This window comes from Nonomuraea sp. JJY05 (assembly GCF_043496855.1).
Classification (GTDB): domain Bacteria; phylum Actinomycetota; class Actinomycetes; order Streptosporangiales; family Streptosporangiaceae; genus Nonomuraea.
The window spans coordinates 292,747-310,209 of sequence record NZ_JBIEIS010000003.1 but is presented as its reverse complement, the minus strand read 5'-3'; the positions used below and the strand labels follow the sequence as shown (position 1 = coordinate 310,209).

General features: G+C 72.5%; 21 protein-coding genes and 1 pseudogene. 13 read left to right on the top strand and 9 right to left on the bottom strand.

Annotated elements, in window-relative coordinates:
* Positions 1-104 precede the first annotated feature (104 nt).
* The 3 genes from ACFKCF_RS05620 to ACFKCF_RS05610 are packed head-to-tail and all read left to right on the top strand — an operon-like array spanning position 105 to position 3,839.
* The gene (locus ACFKCF_RS05620) at positions 105-632 is read left to right on the top strand and encodes a (2Fe-2S)-binding protein (RefSeq protein ID WP_394491289.1); all 528 of its coding nucleotides are present in this window, start codon (positions 105-107) and stop codon (positions 630-632) included.
* A complete protein-coding gene (locus tag ACFKCF_RS05615; RefSeq protein ID WP_394491287.1) occupies positions 625-1,614 on the top strand; it encodes an FAD binding domain-containing protein in 990 nt (329 codons plus the stop codon). The genes ACFKCF_RS05620 and ACFKCF_RS05615 overlap by 8 nt, the downstream gene beginning before the upstream one ends.
* A complete protein-coding gene (locus ACFKCF_RS05610; protein ID WP_394491285.1) occupies positions 1,611-3,839 on the top strand; it encodes a xanthine dehydrogenase family protein molybdopterin-binding subunit in 2,229 nt (742 codons plus the stop codon). The genes ACFKCF_RS05615 and ACFKCF_RS05610 overlap by 4 nt, the downstream gene beginning before the upstream one ends.
* Here ACFKCF_RS05610 and ACFKCF_RS05605 read toward each other — a convergent pair.
* Entirely contained in the window at positions 3,829-4,722 is an 894-nt protein-coding gene (locus tag ACFKCF_RS05605) for an NAD(P)-dependent oxidoreductase (RefSeq protein WP_394491283.1), read from the bottom strand. The two genes, ACFKCF_RS05610 and ACFKCF_RS05605, sit on opposite strands and share 11 nt — an antisense overlap.
* A 235-nt stretch (positions 4,723-4,957) precedes the next feature.
* Complete coding sequence (locus ACFKCF_RS05600; RefSeq protein WP_394491281.1) at positions 4,958-5,101, bottom strand: hypothetical protein; 144 nt, start codon at positions 5,099-5,101, stop codon at positions 4,958-4,960.
* Between ACFKCF_RS05600 and ACFKCF_RS05595 the strand changes: the two genes are divergently transcribed.
* The 4 genes from ACFKCF_RS05595 (at position 5,100) to ACFKCF_RS05580 (ending at position 8,384) form a co-directional block, all read left to right on the top strand.
* Positions 5,100-5,513, top strand: coding sequence for a hypothetical protein (locus ACFKCF_RS05595; protein ID WP_394491280.1), 414 nt, complete (start codon positions 5,100-5,102; stop codon positions 5,511-5,513). The two genes, ACFKCF_RS05600 and ACFKCF_RS05595, sit on opposite strands and share 2 nt — an antisense overlap.
* A 36-nt stretch (positions 5,514-5,549) precedes the next feature.
* Positions 5,550-5,906, top strand: coding sequence for a BlaI/MecI/CopY family transcriptional regulator (locus ACFKCF_RS05590; protein ID WP_394491278.1), 357 nt, complete (start codon positions 5,550-5,552; stop codon positions 5,904-5,906).
* Positions 5,903-6,898: a M56 family metallopeptidase gene (locus tag ACFKCF_RS05585; protein ID WP_394491276.1), complete on the top strand. Its 996-nt coding sequence runs from the start codon at positions 5,903-5,905 to the stop codon at positions 6,896-6,898. The genes ACFKCF_RS05590 and ACFKCF_RS05585 overlap by 4 nt, the downstream gene beginning before the upstream one ends.
* Positions 6,899-7,265: 367 nt before the next feature.
* Positions 7,266-8,384, top strand: a complete 1,119-nt coding sequence (locus ACFKCF_RS05580) for a M28 family metallopeptidase (protein WP_394491478.1) — start codon at positions 7,266-7,268, stop codon at positions 8,382-8,384.
* Positions 8,385-8,454: 70 nt separating this feature from the next.
* On the opposite strand, the gene ACFKCF_RS05575 is transcribed toward ACFKCF_RS05580, so the two are convergent.
* Entirely contained in the window at positions 8,455-9,486 is a 1,032-nt protein-coding gene (locus ACFKCF_RS05575; RefSeq protein ID WP_394491274.1) for a LacI family DNA-binding transcriptional regulator, read from the bottom strand.
* A gap of 119 nt (positions 9,487-9,605) precedes the next feature.
* On the opposite strand from ACFKCF_RS05575, the gene ACFKCF_RS05570 reads away from it, so the two are divergent.
* Positions 9,606-10,166, top strand: coding sequence for a DUF4232 domain-containing protein (locus tag ACFKCF_RS05570; RefSeq protein WP_394491272.1), 561 nt, complete (start codon positions 9,606-9,608; stop codon positions 10,164-10,166).
* Positions 10,167-10,260: 94 nt separating this feature from the next.
* Here ACFKCF_RS05570 and ACFKCF_RS05565 read toward each other — a convergent pair whose 3' ends face one another.
* From ACFKCF_RS05565 to ACFKCF_RS05555, 3 genes are all read right to left on the bottom strand, one after another.
* The gene (locus ACFKCF_RS05565) at positions 10,261-10,497 is read right to left on the bottom strand and encodes a hypothetical protein (protein WP_394491270.1); all 237 of its coding nucleotides are present in this window, start codon (positions 10,495-10,497) and stop codon (positions 10,261-10,263) included.
* Between the two features lie 72 nt (positions 10,498-10,569).
* Positions 10,570-11,433, bottom strand: coding sequence for an SDR family oxidoreductase (locus ACFKCF_RS05560; RefSeq protein WP_394491268.1), 864 nt, complete (start codon positions 11,431-11,433; stop codon positions 10,570-10,572).
* Between the two features lie 81 nt (positions 11,434-11,514).
* Positions 11,515-11,913, bottom strand: a complete 399-nt coding sequence (locus ACFKCF_RS05555) for a hypothetical protein (protein ID WP_394491266.1) — start codon at positions 11,911-11,913, stop codon at positions 11,515-11,517.
* Between the two features lie 187 nt (positions 11,914-12,100).
* On the opposite strand from ACFKCF_RS05555, the gene ACFKCF_RS05550 reads away from it, so the two are divergent.
* A complete protein-coding gene (locus tag ACFKCF_RS05550; RefSeq protein WP_394491265.1) occupies positions 12,101-13,276 on the top strand; it encodes an MBL fold metallo-hydrolase in 1,176 nt (391 codons plus the stop codon).
* Positions 13,277-13,378: 102 nt separating this feature from the next.
* Here the strand turns inward: ACFKCF_RS05550 and ACFKCF_RS05545 are convergent, their stop codons facing one another.
* A complete protein-coding gene (locus ACFKCF_RS05545; RefSeq protein ID WP_394491263.1) occupies positions 13,379-14,014 on the bottom strand; it encodes a transcriptional regulator in 636 nt (211 codons plus the stop codon).
* The gene (locus ACFKCF_RS05540) at positions 14,011-14,406 is read right to left on the bottom strand and encodes a DNA-binding protein (protein ID WP_394491261.1); all 396 of its coding nucleotides are present in this window, start codon (positions 14,404-14,406) and stop codon (positions 14,011-14,013) included. Before ACFKCF_RS05540 ends, ACFKCF_RS05545 begins: the two co-directional genes overlap by 4 nt.
* Positions 14,407-14,480: 74 nt before the next feature.
* Here ACFKCF_RS05540 and ACFKCF_RS05535 point away from each other — a divergent pair.
* The 3 genes and pseudogenes from ACFKCF_RS05535 to ACFKCF_RS05525 form a co-directional block, all read left to right on the top strand.
* Positions 14,481-14,765 (top strand): annotated as a pseudogene (locus ACFKCF_RS05535) (PEP/pyruvate-binding domain-containing protein); the annotation flags it as partial.
* Between the two features lie 94 nt (positions 14,766-14,859).
* Positions 14,860-15,003 (top strand): PEP-utilizing enzyme, encoded by a 144-nt coding sequence (locus tag ACFKCF_RS05530; protein ID WP_394491259.1) that lies wholly within the window; start codon positions 14,860-14,862, stop codon positions 15,001-15,003.
* Positions 15,004-15,081: 78 nt separating this feature from the next.
* The gene (locus ACFKCF_RS05525) at positions 15,082-15,681 is read left to right on the top strand and encodes a histidine phosphatase family protein (protein WP_394491257.1); all 600 of its coding nucleotides are present in this window, start codon (positions 15,082-15,084) and stop codon (positions 15,679-15,681) included.
* Here ACFKCF_RS05525 and ACFKCF_RS05520 read toward each other — a convergent pair whose 3' ends face one another.
* Positions 15,682-16,266 (bottom strand): LacI family DNA-binding transcriptional regulator, encoded by a 585-nt coding sequence (locus tag ACFKCF_RS05520; protein ID WP_394491255.1) that lies wholly within the window; start codon positions 16,264-16,266, stop codon positions 15,682-15,684.
* A gap of 181 nt (positions 16,267-16,447) precedes the next feature.
* Between ACFKCF_RS05520 and ACFKCF_RS05515 the strand changes: the two genes are divergently transcribed.
* Positions 16,448-17,425 carry a hypothetical protein gene (locus tag ACFKCF_RS05515; RefSeq protein WP_394491254.1) on the top strand — a complete coding sequence of 326 codons (978 nt, stop codon included), beginning with the start codon at positions 16,448-16,450 and terminating at the stop codon, positions 17,423-17,425.
* Positions 17,426-17,463: the final 38 nt, after the last annotated feature.

The window sequence follows — 17,463 nt, the reverse complement described above, 5'->3', positions numbered from 1 at the left end:
AAAAGAGTACGATCGTTCGTACGTATCCTTCAATGGGTATAGTCGGTGAGGACAGACCTCCCCCCGTGAGGGCGCGGCTCGTGCCGTGCCGGAATCGAGGGGTTATGGCTCGTGAGGCGAGTCCCCGGCTGCCCGCGACCCCGGTCCTGCGGGTCGCCGTAACGTTGACCGTCAACGACGTCGACCATCGGCTCGACCTGGACCCTCGCGTGACCTTGCTGGACGCGTTGCGCGACAGGCTGGGGCTGACCGGCACCAAGAAGGGCTGCGACCAGGGCGCCTGCGGCGCGTGCACCGTGATGGCGGACGGCAAGCGGGTCCTGTCCTGCCTGACCCTGGCCGCGCAGTGCGAAGGCCGGGCGATCATCACCGTCGAAGGCCTCGCGACCGGCGGCGTCCTGCATCCGGTGCAGGAGGCGTTCGTCCGCCACGACGCCTTCCAGTGCGGCTACTGCACCTCAGGACAGATCATGTCGGCGGTGTGCCTGCTGGCGGAGGGCCGCGCGGGGTCCGATGCGGAGATCCGCGAGTTCATGAGCGGCAACCTGTGCAGGTGCGGCGCCTATCCCAACATCGTCGCGGCGATCCGCGAGGCGCGCGACCGGCTGATGACGGGCGGCCGCGATGCGTGAGTTCGAGTACGTCCGGGCGGGCGAGGTGGACCAGGCCGTGGCGACGGTGACCGCCGATCCCGCCGCGTCCTATCTCGCCGGCGGCACCACCCAGATCGACCTGATGAAGGACGGCGTCCTGGAGCCCGACCGGCTGGTCGACATCACCCGGTTGCCGCTCGGCGGCGTCGCCCGCGACGGCGAGGTGCTGCGCGTGGGCGCGCTGACCACGATGGAGGAGCTGGCCGCGGACCCGACGGTGGGCGAGCGCCTGCCGTTCCTGCGCGAGGCGCTGCTGCTGGGCGCGTCCGTCCAACTGCGGAACATGGCGACGATCGGCGGGAACCTGTTGCAGCGCACCCGCTGCCGCTACTTCCGCGACCCCACCGTCCCCGCGTGCAACAAGCGGCGCCGCGGTTCCGGTTGCGCGGCGATCCAGGGGGCCGCCAGGATGCACGCCATCCTGGGCGCGAACGAGCACTGCGTCGCCCTGCACGCCTCCGACATGGCGGTGCCGCTCGTGGCCCTGGACTCGGTCGTCCATCTGCGCGGGACGGGCGGGGAGCGCTCGGTCCCGCTGACGGAGTTCTACCGCGTGCCGGGAGAAACGCCCGACGTGGAGAACGTGCTCGCGCACGGCGAGCTGATCACGTCCGTGGACGTCCCGCTGCTCGCGCCGGACGCGCGCTCCACCTACCTCAAGATCCGCGACAGGGTCTCCTACGAGTTCGCGCTCACCTCCGCCGCGGTGGCCCTGCGCCTCGACGGCGGACTGATCGGCGAGGCACGCGTCGCACTGGGCGGCGTCGGGACGATCCCGTGGCGCGCGCCCGAGGCCGAGCGGGTCCTGCGGGGGGCGCCCGCGAGCCTGGAGGTCTTCACCGCGGCGGCCGAGGCCGCCGTCCGGGACCCGTTCACCGTGGAGGGCACCGCCTTCAAGGTCGAGCTGGCCAAGCGCACCCTGGTGCGCGCCCTGCGAACCGCCGCCGGAGGTGCGAGATGACGACCGTCGAACAGGCCGGCCTGGTCGGCGAGGGCGTGGACCGGGTCGACGGCCCCCTGAAGGTCACCGGCGCCGCGCGCTACCCCAACGACTTCGGCTTTCCCGAGCTGGCGCACGCCGCGCTCGTGCGCAGCACCGTGGCCGCCGGGCGGATCAGCCGGCTCGACACGGGCGCCGCCCAGGCCTCACCCGGCGTCCTGGCGGTCATCACCCACCAGAACGCCCCCACGCTGCGGCCCGCGCCCGACACGTTCCTGTCGGCCCCGCCGCCGCCGTTGCAGGACGATCGCATCCTGCACTACGGCCAGTACGTCGCCGTGGTGGTGGCGGGCACCGCGGAGGAGGCGACGGCGGCGGCCCGGCGCGTCGAGGTGGACTACGAGACGACCGAGCCGGTCCTCGACCTCCACGACCCCAGGGCGGAGCTGCTCATCGACCCGTACGAGAGCGACGTCGTCCGCGGAGCCGCCGAGGCCGCCCTGGCCTCGGCCGACGTGCGGTTGGAGGCGACCTACAGCACGGCCGACAACGCCAACAGCCCGCTGGGCCCGTTCACCACCGTGGCCGCCTGGGACGGCGACGCCCTGACCGTCCACGACTCCACGCAGTGGCCCGGCGGGCTGCGCACGGCGCTCGCGCAGGTGTTCGGCGTCCCGGAGAGCGGCGTGCGCGTGCTGGTCCCGTTCGTCGGCGGCGGTTTCGGCGCGGGGCTGCGCGTGTGGCCGCACGTCATGCTGGCGGCGCTGGCCGCGCGTACGGTGGACCGGCCCGTCAAGCTCGTGCTGACCCGCCCGGAGATGTTCACCGGCATCGGCCACCGCACGGCCACGGAGCAGCACCTCAGGATCGGCGCCAACCGTGACGGGCGGCTGGTCGCGATCGACCACGAGAGCACCACGACCCTGCAGATGACGGGGAACAACCTCGAACCGTGCGCCTCCTACTCGGCGACCGCCTACGCCTGCCCCAACGTCTCCACGCGCGACCGGCAGGTCCGGCTGAACATCACCTGGTGCAACTCGATGCGCGGGCCCGGCGACGCGCAGGGCAACTTCGCGCTGGAGTCGGCCATGGACGAGCTGTCGTACCTGCTCGGCATCGACCCGCTCGACCTGCGGCTGCGCAACTACGCCGAGGTCCACCCGGAACTCGGCCTCCCGTGGTCGAGCAACGCCCTGCGCGAGTGCTACGAGGTCGGCGCCGAACGGTTCGGCTGGTCGCGCCGCCTGCCCGAGCCCGGCTCGATGCGCGAGGGCGACTGGCTGATCGGGTACGGCCTGGCCGGCGTCTCCTTCTTCTGGTACCAGGTGCCGTGTCAGGCGAGCGCGACCCTGCGCGCGGACGGGACGGCGCTGGTGCGCAGCGCGGTCACCGACATCGGAACCGGCACCTACACGGTGATGACCCAGCTGTCGGCCGAGCTGCTCGGGCTGGACCTGCCGCAGGTCACCTTCGAGCTCGGCGACAGCGACCTGCCGCCCGGGGCGCACGCGGGCGGCTCCGGCCTGACGGCCGGCCTCGGCAACGCGGTCCACGCCGCCTGCCGCAACCTCGTCCAGGCCGTCCTGGACACCGTCCGCGACGATCCCACCTCTCCCCTGGCCGGGGCCACCCTCGACGAGGTCGGCGTCGGCCGCGGCCGGATCCACCGCACGGGATCGCCCGAGTACGGCGAGGCCTACACCGACATCCTCGCCGCGCACGGGCTCCCCGAGCTGACCGCCCGCGGCGCCAGCGCCCCGAACGATCCGCGGGAACTCGGCCTGGCGCCCGCCGGCCCGTTCGGCGCGCGGTTCGTGGAGGTGCGGGTCGACCCGGAGCTCGGGCTGCTGCGGGTGGCCAGGGTCGTCTCGGTGATCGACGCCGGCCGGATCCTGAACGAGAAGACGGCCACCAGCCAGATCATCGGCGGCACGGTCGGCGGCATCGGCATGGCCATGTTCGAGGACATGATCACCGACCCGGGATCCGGGCGCATCGCCAACGCCACCTTCGGCGACTACCTGATCCCGGTCAACGCCGACATCCCCGACATGGAGGTGGCCTTCGTCGGCCGGCCCGACCGGTTCAACCCCATCGGGGTCAAGGGCGTCGGCGAGATCGGCCTCGTCGGCATGGGCGCCGCCATCGCCAACGCGGTCCACCACGCCACCGGCAGGCGCATCCGCTCGCTGCCCATCACGATCGACCAGCTCCTCCAGGGTGTCGGCACGCTCAGGCGGTAGCGGGGTCGTCGTCGAAGCTGGCGTAGTAGGCCGCGGCCATGTCCTCGTCGCCGTGGCCCTGGGCGGCGGCCCGGTCGAAGCGTGCGGCGCCGGCGGCGGCGACGTCGAGGCGGAGGCCGTGCAGCTGCCCGGCCTCGACGATCAGGTGGGCGTCCTTGGCGGCGGTGGTGACCGTGAAGCTGGGCGGTGAGAGGCGGTCCTCCAGCACCAGGCCGGTCTTGACGCGCAGGTAGCCCATGTCCAGGGGACCGCCGTCGATGACGTCGAAGAAGCTGCGCGGGTCCACGCCCAGCGCCTTGGCCAGGGCCAGGACCTCGCCGGCCGCGTTGGTGGCGGCGAGCACCCAGCTGTTGGCCACGAGTTTGAGCCGGGTGGCGCCGGCGGCGGCACCGTCCTCGCCGGTCCACACGGTGCGGGTGCCGACGGCGTCGAACACCGGCGTCACGGTCTGCCGGCTCTCGGCGGGGCCCGCCGCCAGGACGAGCAGTTGCCCGGCCTCGGCGGGCTGGCGGGTGCCGAGGACGGGCGCGTCGTAGAAGACCAGGCCGTGCTCGCGGGCGAAGGCGGCCAGTTCGCCGATCGCGCCGAGGCCCGCGGTGGTCGACTGCACCCAGGCGGTGCCGGGGCGCAGGGCGGGCGCGGCCTGCCGCATCACCTCCAGCACGGCGGCACCGTCGTAGAGCATGGTGAGGACGACGTCGGCGTCGCGCACGGCGTCGGCGGGGGTGCCGGCGACGTGCGCCCCCTCGGCGGCCAGCGGTTCGGCCTTGTCCCGGGTGCGGTTCCAGACGCGTACGGTGTGCCCCGCGCGGGCGAGGTTGCGGGCCATCGCGGCACCCATGATCCCGGTGCCGAGAACGCTCACGGTGAGATTGCCGGTCATCGACATCGCCTTTCTGTCTCGTGTGCTCGGTCCAGGACGCGGCCGTCCAGCCAGGCCCGTGACCGTAGAGCACGGGGTTCGGCCTCTGCGCGGCCAGTTCGGCGGCCGGGCGGCCGATCTGGATCTCCTGGGTGAGGATACGTACCCGGCCGCCGGGCAGGTCCTCCACCGGCCAGGCGTGCAGGACGTCGAGCCGCTCCTCGGGCCGGTCATAGAACACTTTCACCACCTGGCCTCAATGGGACGCGCCGGTCGCCGCGCGCTCTCCGGAAAAGCGCCTCTCGGCGCTGCTCGGCATCGCCGGCCAGGTCCGCCTGACCGCCTGGTGCTCGGCCCGGTGGACCCGCGGCCAGGCGATCAGGCGCTGCCTGGCGCTCATGGGGATCGCCTTCCTGCCGCCCGCGGCGCTCGCCCATACGGCTCTCGCGCCGGTGTGGGCGATGGTGCTCGTCGTGACGTGCGTGCTCCTGCTCACGCTGGGCACGCTGGTCGCCTTCCCGTTCGAGATGGCCACCATCGCCGACATGGCGGGAGATCGCCTGATCGGCACCTATTACGGGCTGTACAACCTGCTGTCCGGGGTGGGGATCCTGGCCGGGAATGTCCTGGCCGGCGCCCTGGTCGGCACGGGCCGCTCCACCGGTTGGGCCGGCCTGCCGTGGCTGCTCCTGGCCGTCGCGGGGCCGGCCTCCGCCGCGGCCGTCAGGCGGCTGGACCGGCGCGGCCGGCTCTCTCCCGCCGGCCGGACCGCAGTGCCCGGCGACCGGCCGCAAGCGGCGCCGGGACGGTAGCCTTCAGGCCGGAGCGGAACACGGCAGGGGGCGACGGTGCAGCTGGGCAACCTGGAGCGATCGGTCATGGAAGCTCTGTGGGAGCATCCGGACGGCATGTTCGCCCACGTGCTCGCGGCGCGCCTGCCGTCCCGGCCGGCCACCACGACGGTGCTGACCGTCCTGATGCGGCTGTCCAACAAGGGCATGGTCTCCCGCGAGCGCGTCGGCCGGGCACACCTCTACAAGGCCACCGCCGGCAAGGACGCGTTCGTCGCCGAGGCCATGCGCGCCGCTCTGGACGAGGCGGGCGACGTCGCAGCGGCCGTGCAGCGCTTCGTCGGGACGGTGACGCCGGAGGTGGCCGCCGCCCTGCGCGAGGCGCTGGGCGAGCGCGACGGATCCGCGCCGTGATCGCCTGGCTGGTCGCGGCCGGGGTCGCGCTGCTGCCGGTGGCCCTGGGCGACCGGGCCGCGCGCAGGCTCGCCGGTGCGTCCTGGACGCACCGCAGCCCACGCGCGGCGCTGGCGCTGTGGCAGGCGATCGGGCTGGCCGCCGGTCTGGGCGCGGTGGGCCTCGGACTGGTGGTCGCGGTCGCGCCGCTGGCCGCGGTGTTCCCGCACGGGGCGCACACCCTGGCGCGCCAGATCGTCAGCGGGCCCGGCCTCGACGGGCTCGGGCCGGTGCAGCTCCTGGCCCTGACCTGGTCGGCGGGCCTGATGAGCTGGCTGCTCATCCACACCGTACGCACCACCGCCAGGACGATCCGGGAACGCCGCCGCCAGCGCCTGCTGGTCGACGTGGTCGCCGATCATTCGCCGGTCCACGACGCCTACGTGCTGCCCGTGGCCGAGCACGTCGCCTACTGCGTGCCGGGCCGGCACCGGCGGATCGTGCTGAGCCGGGGGACCCTGGAGCTGCTGACCCCGCAGGAACTGCAGGCCGTGCTCGGGCATGAGCGGGCGCATGCGCGAGGCCACCACGACCTGGCCCTGCTCCCCTTCGCCGCGTTGACGCACGCCTTTCCCTGGCTGGCCTGCGCCCGGACGGCCCGGCAGGCGGTCGCGGTGCTGGTGGAGATGATCGCCGACGATCATGCCGGCCGGGCGCACGGCACGCTGCCGCTGGCCCGCGCCCTCGTCCGGATGGCGGCCTCCGCCTCGAGCCCCGGCCGTTCCGCGTCGAGCCCGGGCCCCGCCGCGTCGGGCTCGGGGCCTTCCGCGTCGAGCCCGGGCTCCGCCGCTTTCGCGCTGGCCGACGCCGGCGTCGTCGAACGCCTGCAGCGGCTGCTCACCGAACGCCGGCCGCCCCGCTGGGTGCCGGCCGCGGCCTACTCGGCGGCCGGACTGCTGCTCAGCGGGCCGCTGGCCGTACTGATCGCACCGCTGGTCTGCGTCACCCTCTGACGGCGGCATGACCGCGCACACGACCCGTCTGTTCCTCGCCGCGGCGGGCACCGCGGCAGTCGCGCCGGCCGGCGGCCTGCCGGCTGGCGGCTTGCCGGCCGGCGGCGCGGTTTCGACCGTCGCCATCGAAGGACTCCCCGATGCCGGGGCCCTGACTCGCTGGGGATTGCCTGCCGCCGAACTGGGCGCACCTGGAGGACCAGAACGTCGCCGTCGCCATGCCCGCAGTTCAGGGATCGGGGAAGATTTTCTACACGACATAGAAGTTCCGGCGAACAGCTTGCCCCGCGCGACGCCGCCCGCTCCGCCGGGCTGGCGGCAGGCGGGAGCGGGATGACCGGGCGCCGCGCCGCGCCCGACCGCGACCCTGCAGAACGTCGACCTGGTCCTGCCGCCCGGCCCGACGCCCAGCAGCTCCAGCTCCGGCTGCGAGGCCTCCGACTTCGCCGGCTTCACCCCCGGCAACATCGCCCTGCTCCAGCGCGGCACCTGCAACTTCATCGTCAAGGTGCAGAACGCCCAGGCCGCCGGAGCCGCCGCCGCGATCATCTTCAACGAGGGCCAGCCCGGCCGTACCGACACCCTGCTCGGCAACCTCGGCGAGCCCGTGCCGATCCCCGTCCTGGGCACCAGCTTCGCCGTCGGCCAGGAACTGGCCTCGGCCACCACCGTGGTGCATCTCAAGACCGACACCATCAGCGAGATGCGCACCACCCACAACGGGATCGCCGACTCCAAGTGGGGCGATCCGAACAAGGTCGTCATGTCCGGCGCCCACCTGGACTCCGTACCGGCCGGGCCGGGCATCAACGACGACGGCTCCGGCAGCGCCGCGACGCTCGCGGTGGCCGAGGCGCTCGGCAAGATCCCCACCCGCAACAAGCTGCGTTTCGCCTGGTGGAGCGCCGAGGAGCTGGGCCTGCTCGGGTCCACCTTCTACGTGGACACCCTGCCGGCCGCCGACCTGGCCAAGATCAAGCTGTACCTCAACCACGACATGGTCGGCTCACCCAACTACGCGTTCAAGATCTATGACGGTGATGACAGCGACGGCGCCGGCTCCCCCGCCGGCCCGCCCGGATCCGACGAGATCGAGAAGCTCTTCGAGAAGTACTTCGACACGCTGCGCCAGGGCCACAACGGGACCGACTTCGACGGCCGCTCCGACTACGGGCCGTTCATCGCGACCGGCATCCCGGCGGGCGGGCTGTTCACCGGCGCCGAGGGCATCAAGACCGCCGAAGAGGCCGCGCTGTTCGGCGGCACCGCGGGCGAGCCGTACGACCCCTGCTACCACCAGGCCTGCGACACCACCGCCAACATCAACGACAAGGCGCTCGCGCTGAACACCGGCGCCATCGCCGCGGCGACCGTGGTCTACGGCTTCACCTCCGACCTGCCCGGCCCCGACACCCGCGCGGCGGCCACCACCCGGCGCGCCGCCACCGGGACCGGCGCCGACCTCCATGGCCGGGCCAAGGGCTGATTGAACGGGCTCACCGTCCCCGGGCCGGGCGAGGCCGGCCCGGGAACGGCGCCGCACGGCGGGAACGCCGTCACTGACGCTTCGGAGGAGCGGTGCTGCCGCGGACGATGAGCTCCGTCGCGAATTCGACGCGGTGCTGCGGCAGGGGTGTGCCGTGGGCGAGGGCCACCACCATTCGGGCTGCTGCCATCGCCATCTCGGTGAGCGGTTGGCGGATCGTGGTCAGCGGCGGGACCGCCCAGCGGATCGACGGCAGGTCGTCGAAGCCCACGACGCTGAGGTCGTCCGGGATGCGCAGCCCGAGCTCGTGAGCCGCGCGGTAGACGCCCAGGGCCTCGCCGTCGTTGCAGGTGAAGATGGCGGTGGGCGGGTCGGGCAGGCGCAGCAGCCGATGGGTGCAGGCCAGGCCGTCCTCGATCTGGAAGTCGCCCCGGCAGATCAGCTCCGGGTCCACGGACACGCCCTCGGTGTCCAGCGCGGCGCGGTAGCCGTCGAGCCGCGCCCGGCTGGACAGGGCGTGGTCGGGGCCGGTGATGACGGCGATCCGGCGGTGTCCGAGCTCCAGTAAGTGCCGGGTGGCCGAGAGGCCGCCGGTCCAGTTGCCCGCGCCCACGGACGGCACCCGGTGACCGGGGTCGCCGGTCGGGTCCAGGAGGACGAGGGGGATCTCGCGGCGGGCCAGCCGCTCCCGCTGGAGGTCGGTCAGGCTGGAGAAGACCGCGATGACGCCGGTCGGGCGGTGGCTGAGCACGCCTTCCAGCCAGTGGCTCTCCGGGATGTGGCTGCCCTGCAGCTCGGAGACCGACACGTTCAGCTGGTGCTCGCGCGCCACCTGCCCGACTCCCCTGATGATCTCCGTCGGGTATTCGCCCGCGAGCTCGTGGAAGACCAGCTCCAGCGCGGCGGCCGGGTCGACGCGCCGCCGCTGCCTGCGGTAGCCGTGCTCGCGGATGAGGCCCTCGACCAGCGCGCGGGTCTCGGGCGCCACCGCGGAGCGGCCGTTCACCACCTTGGAGACCGTCGCGGCGGACACGCCGGCGAGCTGGGCCAGCTCCGCCAGGGTCAACGGGTGTGCGCCGGACGACTCCCCCGTGGCGGCCATGGCCGTATTTTAACGGCAAGGTCCAGGACGACCTCGGCGGAATGCGGCGCGGCGGGTCACGCCGCACCGCGGCGTTGGGGTGAGCAAACAAAACCCGCACGAGGCTCATCCAACAGAGCATGCAGCGATTCAAACGTGCCGGATCGGCCGTGATGGCGGGCGCACTGCTGACCTTGACGGTGTGCGGCCTCCCGGCATCCGGTGACGCCACCGCGGCCAGTGCGGCGACCACTCTTTCCGCAGCCTCCGTCCGCGGTGAAGGGTCGGCGCCCAAGCGCTGCCGCACCGAGGCCCTCACCGCGCGCCTCGGGCGGCAGGATCCGGGGGCGGGCAACGTGTACGCGCCGCTCGTGCTGACCAACGCCTCCGCCCGGACCTGCTGGGTGTACGGCTTCGTCGGGCTGGTCATGTTCGACGGCAACGGCGACGCCCTGCGGACGCGGGTGCGCAGGGAGGGCGTCCGGCCTCACCGGGTGGTGCTGAAGCCGAAGGCGTCGGCCTATGCCCGGCTGCACTGGGGGATGGTGGAGACCGGAGCCGAGAAACGGTGCCCGACATCGACACGGCTGATGATCATTCCGCCGGACGAGGTGGCGCACCTGGAGATCCCGTTCACGGCGAGGGTGTGCGACGACGGCCGCATCGACGTCCGGCCGCTCGCCCCAGGCACGCAGCCCTGACATCCCGCCCGCACGACGAACTCGCCCCGCCCGTTCACGGGCTCCTCGGACTCCGCAACGGGCGGCCATCACCGGCAAGCTCGGAGTTCCCGGCTCACGCTGACTGTGCGGCTTCCCCGGCTTCCTGGAGGCTGGGGTGGCGGTGCTGGCCGGCCAGCAGATGGCCGATGGCGACGATGCCCACGACGGGCCACTCCACGATCTCCAGGATCCCCAGAGACACCAGGACCGCGTAGAAGGCAAGGTGCTGGGGCTCCGGCAGGGTCACCGTGCCGATCGCCGGCAGGGCGATCTGCCTGTCGTGCTCGCCCTTGGCGGACTGGACGGCCATGATGTCCCCTCCTTCGGTCAACGGCTCACCTTTCGCCTGCCCTCCGTCGGACCTGGTAACCGGCCTGGCCGCTCAGCCGGGGAGGGTCTCCCCGCCGATGGGGGCCAGGACCTCGCCCGTGTAGTACGAGGACAGGCGCCCGGCCGCGAAGAACACGTACGACGGGGCGATCTCGTCGGGGTCGGCGGCCCGCTTCATGGGAACCTGCTTGCCGAACTGCTCCACCTTCTCCTCCGGCATGGTCGCCGGGATGAGAGGAGTCCAGACGGGGCCCGGAGCCACCGCGTTGACCCTGATGCCGCGCTCCACGAGATTCTGCGCCATCGAATAGGTGAAGGCGTTGATCGCTCCCTTGGTGGCGGCGTAGTCGATGAGCGCCTTGTTGCCGCGCAGCCCGTTGACCGACGACGTGTTGATGATCGACGACCCCTCGCGCAGGTGCGGCAGCGCCGCCTTGGTGATGCGGTAGTAGCTGTGGATGTTGACGTCGAAGGTGTGCTGCCACTGCTCCTCCGACAGCTCTTCCAGCGAGTCGACGGGCTGCTGGTAAGCGACGTTGTTCACCACGATGTCCAGGCCGCCCAGCTCCGAGACCGTCCGCTCGACGACGGAGGCGCAGTGGTCGCGGTCGCCGAGGTCGCCCGGGATCAGCACACATCGCCGGCCCGCCGCCTCGACCAGCTTCAGCGTGTTCGCGGCGTCCTCATGCTCGCTCAGGTACGCGATCGCGACGTCAGCGCCCTCCTTGGCGAACGCCACGGCCACCGCCCGGCCGATCCCGGAGTCGCCTCCGGTGATCAGGGCGCGCTTGCCTTCCAGCAGCGCGCTGCCGGTGTAGTCACGCATCTCGTCCCGTGGCTCGGGCTCCATGCGTTCGGTGTGTCCCGGGTATGGCTGCTTCTGTGCGGGTGGCGTACTTTCCGGTCGTTCTGGCATGGCTCGTCGCATGCCCGAACTCACCCAGGATTAACGCCTGCCGCGGCGGCTCGTGGTGCCGGGAGTGGGCCGGCGGCGGGTTCAGCCGCCCTTCCGGCCGTCCCGCAACGCCGACTCGATCTGCCTGGCCAGGGCGAGCGTCTGTTCCGGGTTCAGCGCCCTCAGGCCGGTGGCGGTCACCTGCACCTCGGGCCCGTCCTTGCGCCGCTTCACGGTGATCTTCACATCGGTCCTGCGGTACCGCAGCCAGGCGATCACCATGCTCGCCAGCGCCGCCACCACCTCCGGCGCGTCGGCCAGCACCTGCACCGCCTCGGCCACCGGCCCCAGCGCTCCGTCGGGAGGCGGCTTCTCGACCAGCCGGAGCGCGGTACGCAGCTCGGGCTCCCGGCGTAACCAGGCGTACAGGTCCCGCACCTCGTCCGGCGAGTCCGCCACCAGCAGCGCGCCCCCGTCACCGCCGTCAGGTCGTTGCGCCATCATGGCCCCTTCCAGGCTCGCGTGCGCGGCCCTCTCCTGCCACGACCGGTATCCGGATATCGCCCCGCCCGGGCGCTTCGCTACCGGCGGGCGGCGCACATGACGGTCCCGTACGCGGTCTCACTTGCGGTGCCGCCGAGTCAGCCGCGTAAGCACCTTCAGGGGTTTCCCACACACAGGAGGAACGATGACGCCTTCCCGGCGTGAGTTCGGCATGCTCGCCATCGGCGGCTTGGCCGCCACCCTGATCCCACCCGCCCCGGCCGCGGCCCAGGTCGGGCAGCACGTGCCCTGGGGCGGTCCGCTCGCTCCCGACCTGCCGCTGGCCAAGGCCTATGACAGCGCGGCCAGGGCCCTGGCGGAGGTGGACGACAACCCGATCATCCGCTGGCAGTACCGGGTGTGGTGCCAGACCGGCTACCGCAGCCCGAGGAACGCGGGCACCGGCCAGCCCGTCGACCGGCCCGTCGATCCGACCAAGGACTTCGTCTCCCCGACGGGCTTCCTGTACCAGGACTACGTCCAGCCGATGCCCGCGGGCGGCGTCCGGTTCATGGACAACGCCTGGTATTTCGGCACCGACTACACCGGCCTGGTGATCGTCCGCACCCCGGACGGGCTGATCATGCTCGACGCCCTCACCACCCCGCAGGACATGCAGAGCCAGTTCCTCGACCAGGCCGCCGCCGCGGGCCTCGACCCCGGGGACATCCGCTACGTCTTCCTCGGCCACCGCCACGGCGACCACATCGGCGGCGCGACCCTGATCCGCGACAACCACGCGCGCCGGGCCAAGTTCGTCATGGGGCAGCCGGACGCCGCCGCCGTCGCCAAGGATCTGGCCGAACTGCGGGCGCATCGCCACGAGTACACCGAAGAGGAGTACCGGGCCCGCCTGGCGCGCATCCCCAGCCGGATCGACATCGAGGTCGAGGTCACCCCCGGCCACACCGTCGGGATGAAACGCATCCGGATCGGCCGGCGCACGGAGGCCGTCGCCATCCTCGCCCCCGGCCACACCGAAGGGCAGATGCACGTCATCGTCCCCGTCGTCCACCAGGGCCAGACCCACAAGCTCCTGGTCTGGAGCGGCAACGACAACGCCGACGCGGCCGCCCAGTACGCCGTCTCCGCCGACTACGTCCAGGGCCTGGCCGGCCTGGAGGGCGCGGACACCTTCATCAACACCCACGCCTACCAGGGCGGCGTCTTCAGCCATCTACGCGCCCTCAAGGCGGACCCGGCGGCGCCCAATCCGATGGTCATGGGCAAGTCCGGGGTCCAGCGGCACATCGAGATCTTCGGCCACGCTCACCGCGCGCTCGCACAGCGGTTGATCGACGGCACGTGGAAGCGGATGTAGCCGAATGCCGGCTCGGCCACCCGCGGGCGTCAAGGCTCCGCGTGCCGGTCGAGGCCGAGCGCGGGCGTCAGGGCTCCGCGGAGCGAGGTGCCCGAGCAGGCGTCAGGGCTTCGCGTGCCGGTCGATGCCGAGCGTGGCGATGAGGTCTTCGTGGAGCTCGAACCAGACACGATGGCAGGAGTCGACGTCGGTGTGATCGACCCAGGCGCCCTCCCCGGCTCGGGCACGCGCCAGGGCCGCGGTGAACCGGGTGTCGTATCCGCGGAACCGGGTCAGGACGCCCCCGAGCCGGTCCGCGAGTGGCATGAGCGCGCGATCGATGCCGGCGAGCTCGTAGAGGATCCGGGCGTCCCAGGCGAAATCGGAGTGGTCGTTGGCGGCGAGCCGATCGCCGCCGGCAGGCCGCAGCTGCCAGTCGGTGCAGGCCCGCTGCAGGAGAGCGTTCAGCGGGAGGAACTCGCGGTAGACGTCACGGACCTCGTCGGCACCGCCGGCCTGGGCGAGTTCGGCCGCGAGCTGTCGCTCGTTCTCGGCTCGGCCCGATTCGGTCAACGACCAGCCTCCGGTGCCGGCGAAGGCGGCGTACTGAACCCAGCCCCGCGCCTCGGCGTCGTACAGCGTCTCCTCTGTCCCGGCCACATCGAGCCCGTACCGGTGTGCGATCACCGGGGTGTCCGCGAACCCGGTGATGCGCACGGCATGGAGGGTCAGGAGACCGGGCGACGAGTCCCGCGTCACGAGCCGGCATCCTGTCGTGCCGCCAGGCGGTTGTAGTGCTGCTGGCACGCCTGCGGGGAGTTGAACCCCATCGCCTGCGCCATCTGCGCCCAGGTCAGCCCCGCGCTCCGGGCCATGAACAGCAGGCCGGACTCGAGCCCTTCGACCTCGGCGCGGGCGGCGGGCAGGAGGGCGAGCGCACTCAGGACCTCCTCCGGGCCCAGGTCGGCATGGCGCCAGACGGCGAACTGCACGAGGTCCACCGCCGACGCGGGGGCGGGCGGGGGTCGCCAGGGGCGGGCGTCGAGCGCGTCCGCGCCCAGGCTCAGAAGACGCTCCCGCGCGTCCTGCTCACGTCGGGCCTGGACGTGTTCCTCGTGCCCTGTGTGAGCGATGTCGTGCTTGCGTTCCATGTGACTCATGATCCAGAATCAACGAAATCTTGTCAATAATTCGTTGAAAGGCGGAATGAGTGCTCGCGCCCCTGATGGAAGCCGTCGCCGGCACGTGCGGCGGCAAGGCGGGCGCGCTCGGTGCGTTGCTGCGCGGGGGGCTGCCGGTTCCTGACGGCTTCGTCGTCTCGTTCGCCGCTTATCTGGCCGCCATCCGCGACCTGGACCTCAGCGAGCCGGACGACGCGACGCGGACGGCGATCGAGGCCCGCCCGGTCCACGCCAGCGTGATCGACGCGCTGGGACGCGCGCTCGGCGAGCTGGGCGATCCGCCCGTGGCGGCGAGATCATCGGCGGCGAACGAGGACACCGGCCAGGCCTCGGCGGCCGGCCGGCACGACAGCTTCCTCGCTGTGCGCGGGGTCAGCGAGGCTGCTGCGCATCGCCGCCGGCGTCGTCACCGAGACCGGAGGCGTGCTCTCCCACGCCGCGATCGTCGCCCGCGAGCTCGGCATCCCCGCCGTCCTCGGCGTCCCGTACGCGACGAGCAGACTCCACGACGACACCGTGGTCACCATCGACGGGACCACCGGCGCCGTCACGGCGACGCACGCGTAACCCCGGCAGGCGCATGCCGCCGACAGGGAGGACCCACCGACGGATCGAAGGGAGACGGGCAGCGCGCCCTCACCACTCATGGCGACACGACACCTCTACCTGGCCCGCCACGGCGCGGCCGACGCGTTCGGAAAGCTCACCGACGTCGGGCACCGGCAGTCGAGCCTGCTGGGCGAACGGCTCGCCCGCATGCCGATCGACGCCGTGTGGCACTCCCCGCTGCCACGTGCCATGGCGAGCGCGCGCGAACTCGCCCGGCATCTACCGAACGTCCCCGTGACCGAGACCGCCGAACTCATCGACCACGTGCCCTACGTTCCCCAGGCGGCCGAAACACCCCCGTCCTGGGCCGGCTTCTTCGACGGCTACGACGAAACCGAGGCAGCCTCCGGCCAGAGGCTCGCCGAGGCCCTGGTCGCCCGGTTCGCGAAGGTCGCCGGCCCTGGGCCGGACACGCACGAGGTCCTGGTGACGCACGCCTACCCGATCGCGTGGCTGGTGCGGCACGCACTGGACGCGCCGCCGTCGCGGTGGCTCGGGCTGAACAGCGCCAACACCGCGCTCACGGTCATCGAGTACCGCGACGGCCTGCCGCCCACGATCGTGATGTTCAACGACATGAGCCATCTACCGGCCGACCTGCGCTGGACCGGGTTCCCCGACGTCCTGAGGCCGTAGTCAGGTGATTTCACCTCCCGGACGACGCGGTGCGACGTCGCCGCGGGATTTGAGGTCGCCGACCAGATCGAGGATCTGCCTGCCCTCTTTCGCGCCCATCGCGGCCAGCGGCTCGTCCAGCAGGAGGATCCCGGAGCGGGAGTAGGCCGAGCGGGCCACCGCGATGGCCTGGCGCTGGCCACACGACAGCTTGGCCACCTCCGCGTCCGCCGACGGAATGTGGACGCCCATGTCGTCCAGGTATGCACGGGCCAGACGGCGAGACCGCCTTGTCGCCCGCCCGGCCCGGCACGGCACGTGCCCCAGCACGACGTTGTAGCCGTGCGCCATCGACTCGACGACGAGCGCCTCTATCGCCCCGGCGAAGAAGGGGTCGCTGAAGTCGCGCACCACGGCGCCGATGAGGTTGGTCGACGCGCCGCGCAGCCCGCGAGCCAGCGGGTTGGGCCGGTAGCCCAGCTCCCGGGCCGTCCGCAGCACCCGCTGGCGCGTCTCCGGGGCGATCGGCACGGCGGTGGGCGCGCCGCTGAGGACACGGGACACGGTGCTCTGAGAGACGGCCGCCGCAGCCGCGATGTCACGCATGGTGGGCACGGGCCGCTGGCCGGCTGCTCTTCAGACATCGGGACGAGCCTGGCATCAGGATGCAGGCATACGATTGCGCCGCGCGGCGCGACGCCCGCCGCCATGTGTGCCAGGGGGAGCGGCGTGCCCCGGCGCGGACGGGCTTGACTCTGACACCGTGCGAGGCGGCACGGTGCAAGCCATGTCTGTCACTTATGTCGGCTCCGGGCCGTACTGCTACGCCAACTCCCTCGCGATGATCCTCGGTGCCGAGGCACCGCCGCCGGCCGTGATCGAGGTCCTGACGGGCTCCCCCTACGGAATGCAGCTGATCAACGGGCGCCTTCCGCTGTTCGACCCGTTCGGCTGGGATCCCGAGATCGGGCTCGACGCCGCGATCGGCCTGCTCGGCTGGGAGTGCGGGCGCGTGGACGGGGGAACGGCCGCGGCGGCGCTCGACCGGCTGCGGCGGGCCTGCCAGGACGGTCCGGTGCTGGCCGGGCCGCTCGAACTCGGTCTGCTGTCCTACCAGCCCGGGTCGGGCAAGGCGGTCGGCGCCGACCACTACGTGGTGGTGCTGGAGGTGGACGACGACACCGTGCTCGTGCACGACCCGCAGGGCTACCCGTACGCCACGCTGCGGGCCGGCGCCTTCGCCGAGGCCTGGCGAGCGGAGCTGATCCCCTACCTGAAGCAGCCGTACCGGATGCGGTACGGATTCACCCGGCGCGAGCAGGTCACCCCGGAGGAGGCGCTGCGCCGTTCCCTGCCCGCCGGGGCGGCCTGGCTGGCCGGCCGGACGGACCTGGAGGTCCCGCCCGGCACGCTGGGGCAGGCGGAAGCCGCCGAGCGCACCGCCCGGCTGGTGGAGGAGGGGCTGGATCCTGAGATCAGGCTGCTGTGGCAGGTGTTCGCGGTACGGGTGGGCGCCCGCCGCCTCAACGACCTGGCCGCCTGCCTGTCATCCCTCGGCCTCGAAGCGGGCGCGGCCGTCGCCACGGAGCAGGCCCGCGTCGTCGGAGGGCTGCAGGGTCCGCTCGTGTCGGGCGACGACGCGGCGCTCGCGGCCGGCCTGCGCCGATTGGCTCCGACGTACGAACGGCTGCGCGCGGCCCTGATCGCCGGCTCCTTCGGTCGCATCCGCCTTGCCGGCCCGGCAAGAGAGCGCAGTGAGCTGTGAGGTTGGCGCGCCGCCTCACATTCGGAGGCGCTGTCGGG

Coding starts and splice junctions, on each gene's coding strand:
- ACFKCF_RS05525 (WP_394491257.1), top strand. CDS start 15,082: ATGGCGACACGACACCTCTACCTGGCCCGCCACGGCGCGGCCGACGCG.
- ACFKCF_RS05620 (WP_394491289.1), top strand. CDS start 105: ATGGCTCGTGAGGCGAGTCCCCGGCTGCCCGCGACCCCGGTCCTGCGG.
- ACFKCF_RS05570 (WP_394491272.1), top strand. CDS start 9,606: ATGCAGCGATTCAAACGTGCCGGATCGGCCGTGATGGCGGGCGCACTG.
- ACFKCF_RS05560 (WP_394491268.1), bottom strand. CDS start 11,433: ATGCCAGAACGACCGGAAAGTACGCCACCCGCACAGAAGCAGCCATAC.
- ACFKCF_RS05575 (WP_394491274.1), bottom strand. CDS start 9,486: ATGGCCGCCACGGGGGAGTCGTCCGGCGCACACCCGTTGACCCTGGCG.
- ACFKCF_RS05550 (WP_394491265.1), top strand. CDS start 12,101: ATGACGCCTTCCCGGCGTGAGTTCGGCATGCTCGCCATCGGCGGCTTG.
- ACFKCF_RS05565 (WP_394491270.1), bottom strand. CDS start 10,497: ATGGCCGTCCAGTCCGCCAAGGGCGAGCACGACAGGCAGATCGCCCTG.
- ACFKCF_RS05595 (WP_394491280.1), top strand. CDS start 5,100: ATGGGGATCGCCTTCCTGCCGCCCGCGGCGCTCGCCCATACGGCTCTC.
- ACFKCF_RS05520 (WP_394491255.1), bottom strand. CDS start 16,266: ATGCGTGACATCGCGGCTGCGGCGGCCGTCTCTCAGAGCACCGTGTCC.
- ACFKCF_RS05540 (WP_394491261.1), bottom strand. CDS start 14,406: ATGGAACGCAAGCACGACATCGCTCACACAGGGCACGAGGAACACGTC.
- ACFKCF_RS05600 (WP_394491281.1), bottom strand. CDS start 5,101: ATGAGCGCCAGGCAGCGCCTGATCGCCTGGCCGCGGGTCCACCGGGCC.
- ACFKCF_RS05515 (WP_394491254.1), top strand. CDS start 16,448: ATGTCTGTCACTTATGTCGGCTCCGGGCCGTACTGCTACGCCAACTCC.
- ACFKCF_RS05610 (WP_394491285.1), top strand. CDS start 1,611: ATGACGACCGTCGAACAGGCCGGCCTGGTCGGCGAGGGCGTGGACCGG.
- ACFKCF_RS05605 (WP_394491283.1), bottom strand. CDS start 4,722: ATGACCGGCAATCTCACCGTGAGCGTTCTCGGCACCGGGATCATGGGT.
- ACFKCF_RS05555 (WP_394491266.1), bottom strand. CDS start 11,913: ATGGCGCAACGACCTGACGGCGGTGACGGGGGCGCGCTGCTGGTGGCG.
- ACFKCF_RS05615 (WP_394491287.1), top strand. CDS start 625: ATGCGTGAGTTCGAGTACGTCCGGGCGGGCGAGGTGGACCAGGCCGTG.